The following is a 3,504-nucleotide window of genomic DNA, read 5'->3' on the forward strand; positions in this document are numbered from 1 at the left end:
GAGCCCGGCGCAGCCGGGCGATCAGGCGGGCGCGCAGCACCCGCCCACCGACCTAGCTGCCGTGGCCAGGGTCCTGTCCGCCGGCGGCTGGCGGGCCCAGCTCATCCGATGGCTGGCCCGGCGGCGTGAAATCGGCATATAGCGAGCGGACGAGCCCGAGCCAGTAGCCGTCCAGCCGGTCGATGATCGCGATCACGTCCACACGCCCGTCCGGCGTCGTGTAACCGGCCCAGTCCGGCCGGCCGGCCAGGAGCGCGGCCGCCGCGCGCTCGCCGGTGGATGCGCCGGCCACGTCGCGGCCGTCGCTCAGCCACATCGCCTCGGCGATCTCGCAGAGCCTCGTCTTGTGCATCGTCACTGCTGCGACCCCTCACGCGGCGCGAGCCCAAACAGCTCGCGGTCGCGGTCGCGGTCGAGATAGCGATCGAGCCGGCTGCGCAGCCGGTTTTTCGTGTCCTCGTCGCGCTCGGCCTCGCGCATGACCATGCGCCCGATCAGGATCATGCGCCGGTTGTCTGCCCGGCGTTCTTCCGCCTGCACCTTGCTCCGTTCGCGCTGGATCCGCGCGTTCAGCTGTTCGCGCCGCTGCTCGAGCTGTTCTAGCCGCCTGCTTTTTGCCATTTGTGGGCCTCCGGTCGTCTGATATCGCCTCATTATAAGCCGGTTCTCGGGGCTCGACATCCCGAGTGCAGTGAGCGCAGCGAGCGGAACAAGGGCGCACTTATACATCGGCCTGCGGCCGATGTGTGCGCCAGGGCTCCGCCCTGGACCCGGCGGTGGTATACTCGCCCCATGGCGATCTACCACCTATCCGCCTCGATGATCCGCCGCAGCGCAGGGCGCAGCGCGACCGCTGCCGCCGCGTACCGCGCCGGCGAGCGCATCGAGGATCACCGGACCGGCGAGGTGCACGACTACCGCCGCCGGTCTGGCGTGGTGGCGACGGGCATCCTCGCGCCGGATCACGCGCCCGAATGGGCGCGTGATCGGACGCAGCTATGGTCGGCGGTCGAGACCGCCGAGCGCCGCCGGGATGCCCAGGTCGCGCGCGAGATCACGGTGGCGCTGCCCGCCGAGCTCGGGGTGCGCGAGCGCGGGCGTCTGGTGGCCGGATGGGTGCGCGATCAGCTGGTGGCGCGGGGCATGGTGGCCGACGTGGCCATCCATGCGCCCGATGCCAGCGGCGATGCGCGTAACCACCACGCGCACATCCTGTTGACCACTCGCGAGATCACGCCGGAGGGATTCGGCCCGAAGCATCGCGGATGGAACGACCAGGCGCTGCTCGCGCACTGGCGCGAGGCCTGGGCCGAGCACGTCAATCGCGCCCTCGAACAGGCCGGTCACGAGGCCCGCGTCGACCATCGGAGCCTGGCCGATCAGGGCATCGACCGGCTGCCGACCCGGCATCTGGGGCCGGCGGCCGCCGGGATGGAGCGGCGCGGCGTGCCCAGCGATCGCGGCGATCAGGCCCGGCGCGCCGCCGACCAGGATGCCGCCTGGCGGCGGCAGCTGGCGGAGCTCGACGCCGAGATCGCACGCCAGGCCGAGCTCGACCGGCGGCGCCAGGCGCCGATGGCGGGCCAGTTCGCCGCGGCCGCCGCCGGCGGCCGGCGGCCGCGGCGGCAGCACGTGGCCAGCGTGGCCGCCACGACCGGCGCCCAGCGATACCGGGCGGCGCTCCTGGCCGAGCGCGCCGGGGCGTGGGTGCCGGACGCCCTCGCCGGCCAGCTGGCGTGGGTGCAGCGGTCCGGCGATCTGGACCGGATCACCTGGACGGACGGCCACGCGATGACCGATGCGGGCGACCAGCTGACGGTCAGCCACGGGGACCAGGCCGACGCAGAGCGCGCCATGGCGCTCGCAGCGGCCCGTGGCTGGTCGTCAGCCTCCGTGACAGGGGATGACGCATGGATCGCGGCCTGTGCGGCCTGTGCGGCCGCTCACGGGCTCACGCTGGTGCCGGCCGATGACCACCAGCGCCAGCTGCTCGCACGCCTGGACGGCGGCCGCAGGGCGCCGCAGGATGACTACCTCCCACCGACTCCGGGGATGTGATGGCCGACCCACTAGCACCCGACCGACACCGCCAGCGGGATTTCTTCGTAGCGGACATCCTGGACGCCGTACCGAAGGACGATCTTGGAACGATGGAGCACCCCATGTTCGCGCTCCGTGCCGGCGATCGGCGCGTACGCCGGTACGAGCACAAAGACAGCAGCATCGAGATCCAGCCAGGCGCGAAGGGCCTCGCCACCCAGAATGATAAGGACATCCTGATCTATTGCATCTCGCAGCTCGTGGCTGCGATTAACCGAGGCAGGGAGCCGTCGCGGGTCGTGCAGCTGACCGCCTACGACTTGCTGGTGTCGACCAACAGACGCACCGATGGTGACGCCTATATGCGCCTCCAGGAGGCGCTGGACCGGCTGCGCGGCACGACCGTCAGCACCAACATCCGGACCGGCGACACGCGTACCCGCGAGGGCTTCGGTTTGATCGACAGCTATCGGATCGTCGAGCGTGATGGGCAGGAACGCATGGCCGCCCTGGAGATCACGCTCTCCCAGTGGCTATATCGCGCTGTCGAGTCGATGCAGGTCCTCTCCATCAGCCGGGACTATTTCCGGCTGCGCAAGCCTCTCGAGCGGCGTCTGTACGAGATCTCCCGTAAGCATTGCGGCGCGCAACCCAGCTGGCGGGCCTCTCTGGCCACCTTGCACCTGAAATCCGGCTCCAGCGCGTCGTTGAAGCGGTTTCGGCAGCACATCATCGAAGCTGCCGAGTCTGACCATTTGCCCGACTATCGGATGCAATACGACCGGGCTCAGGACCTCGTCACCATCTATTCCCGGAGCCCCAAAGGGGCGCTCAAGCAGATCCAAAAATCGCTTCAGCTGTGATCAGCTGTGAGCACTCTGTGAATGGGCACGTGGTTTTAGGTACCCCATCCTGTGGATTGGCACGTGGTTTTAGGTACCCCCCTTTCGTGGTTTTAGGTACCGAAAGGTCTCAGATGCATTGGCACGTAAGGGTTTCAAAAACCATAACGCGCGCGCGCGATATAACTAAGAAATACTCTTAACACCTGGCGGTCACCGACAAGCGGTGGATAACACGCGCTACCGCGCGCCTGCCCTCCGGCGCTGCGCGCCTCCGCCCCGGCCTGACGGCCGGCCTGGGGCCGCTGACGCGGCCCGTAATGAGCCGCCTGGCGGCGGCTATCCAGCACCAGGCCGCTGCGCGGCCGAAGAAAGTTCGGCAAGGGGGCGATCGGCGTCACTAGAGACGCCGATGGCTGTACCATGGCCCTGAGACCATGACAGACCCCCCACCAAAGAGAAAACGCGAGCGCCAGCAGCGCTGGCGCGCCGCCCAGGCCGAGGCCGGCATAGCCCAGATCAATGTCACGGCTCACCAGGCCGCACACCCCATCATCCGGCAGATCGCCCAGGCATCCCGGGATGGCCAGCTGACCCAGCTATATCCAGAGCTGGTCGCGGG

Annotated in this window: 5 protein-coding genes; 3 read left to right on the forward strand and 2 right to left on the reverse strand. The window is 69.0% G+C overall.

Annotated features, from left to right (window positions below; genetic code table 11):
- Window positions 1-52 precede the first annotated feature (52 nt).
- Window positions 53-352, reverse strand: a complete 300-nt coding sequence (locus RM531_RS15900; protein ID WP_311660699.1) for a hypothetical protein — start codon at window positions 350-352, stop codon at window positions 53-55.
- Between the two features lie 2 nt (window positions 353-354).
- Window positions 355-621 (reverse strand): mobilization protein, encoded by a 267-nt coding sequence (locus RM531_RS15905; protein ID WP_311660700.1) that lies wholly within the window; start codon window positions 619-621, stop codon window positions 355-357.
- A 171-nt stretch (window positions 622-792) separates the two neighbouring features.
- On the opposite strand from RM531_RS15905, the gene mobQ reads away from it, so the two are divergent.
- The 3 genes from mobQ to RM531_RS15920 all read left to right on the forward strand — a co-directional run.
- Window positions 793-2,058, forward strand: coding sequence for a MobQ family relaxase (mobQ, locus tag RM531_RS15910; protein ID WP_311660701.1), 1,266 nt, complete (start codon window positions 793-795; stop codon window positions 2,056-2,058).
- Window positions 2,058-2,903, forward strand: coding sequence for a replication initiator protein A (locus RM531_RS15915; protein ID WP_311660702.1), 846 nt, complete (start codon window positions 2,058-2,060; stop codon window positions 2,901-2,903). Before mobQ ends, RM531_RS15915 begins: the two co-directional genes overlap by 1 nt.
- A gap of 416 nt (window positions 2,904-3,319) precedes the next feature.
- Window positions 3,320-3,504 (forward strand): hypothetical protein (locus tag RM531_RS15920; protein WP_311660703.1); only part of this gene is annotated, 185 nt, incomplete at its 3' end.

It is taken from the genome of Spectribacter acetivorans, from assembly GCF_031846305.1.
Classification (GTDB): domain Bacteria; phylum Pseudomonadota; class Gammaproteobacteria; order Nevskiales; family Salinisphaeraceae; genus Spectribacter; species Spectribacter acetivorans.

What these genes read in the sequence shown, in the direction of transcription:
- mobQ (WP_311660701.1), top strand. Translation starts at nt 793, where the DNA reads ATGGCGATCTACCACCTATCCGCCTCGATGATCCGCCGCAGCGCAGGG.
- RM531_RS15905 (WP_311660700.1), bottom strand. Translation starts at nt 621, where the DNA reads ATGGCAAAAAGCAGGCGGCTAGAACAGCTCGAGCAGCGGCGCGAACAG.
- RM531_RS15900 (WP_311660699.1), bottom strand. Translation starts at nt 352, where the DNA reads ATGCACAAGACGAGGCTCTGCGAGATCGCCGAGGCGATGTGGCTGAGC.
- RM531_RS15915 (WP_311660702.1), top strand. Translation starts at nt 2,058, where the DNA reads ATGGCCGACCCACTAGCACCCGACCGACACCGCCAGCGGGATTTCTTC.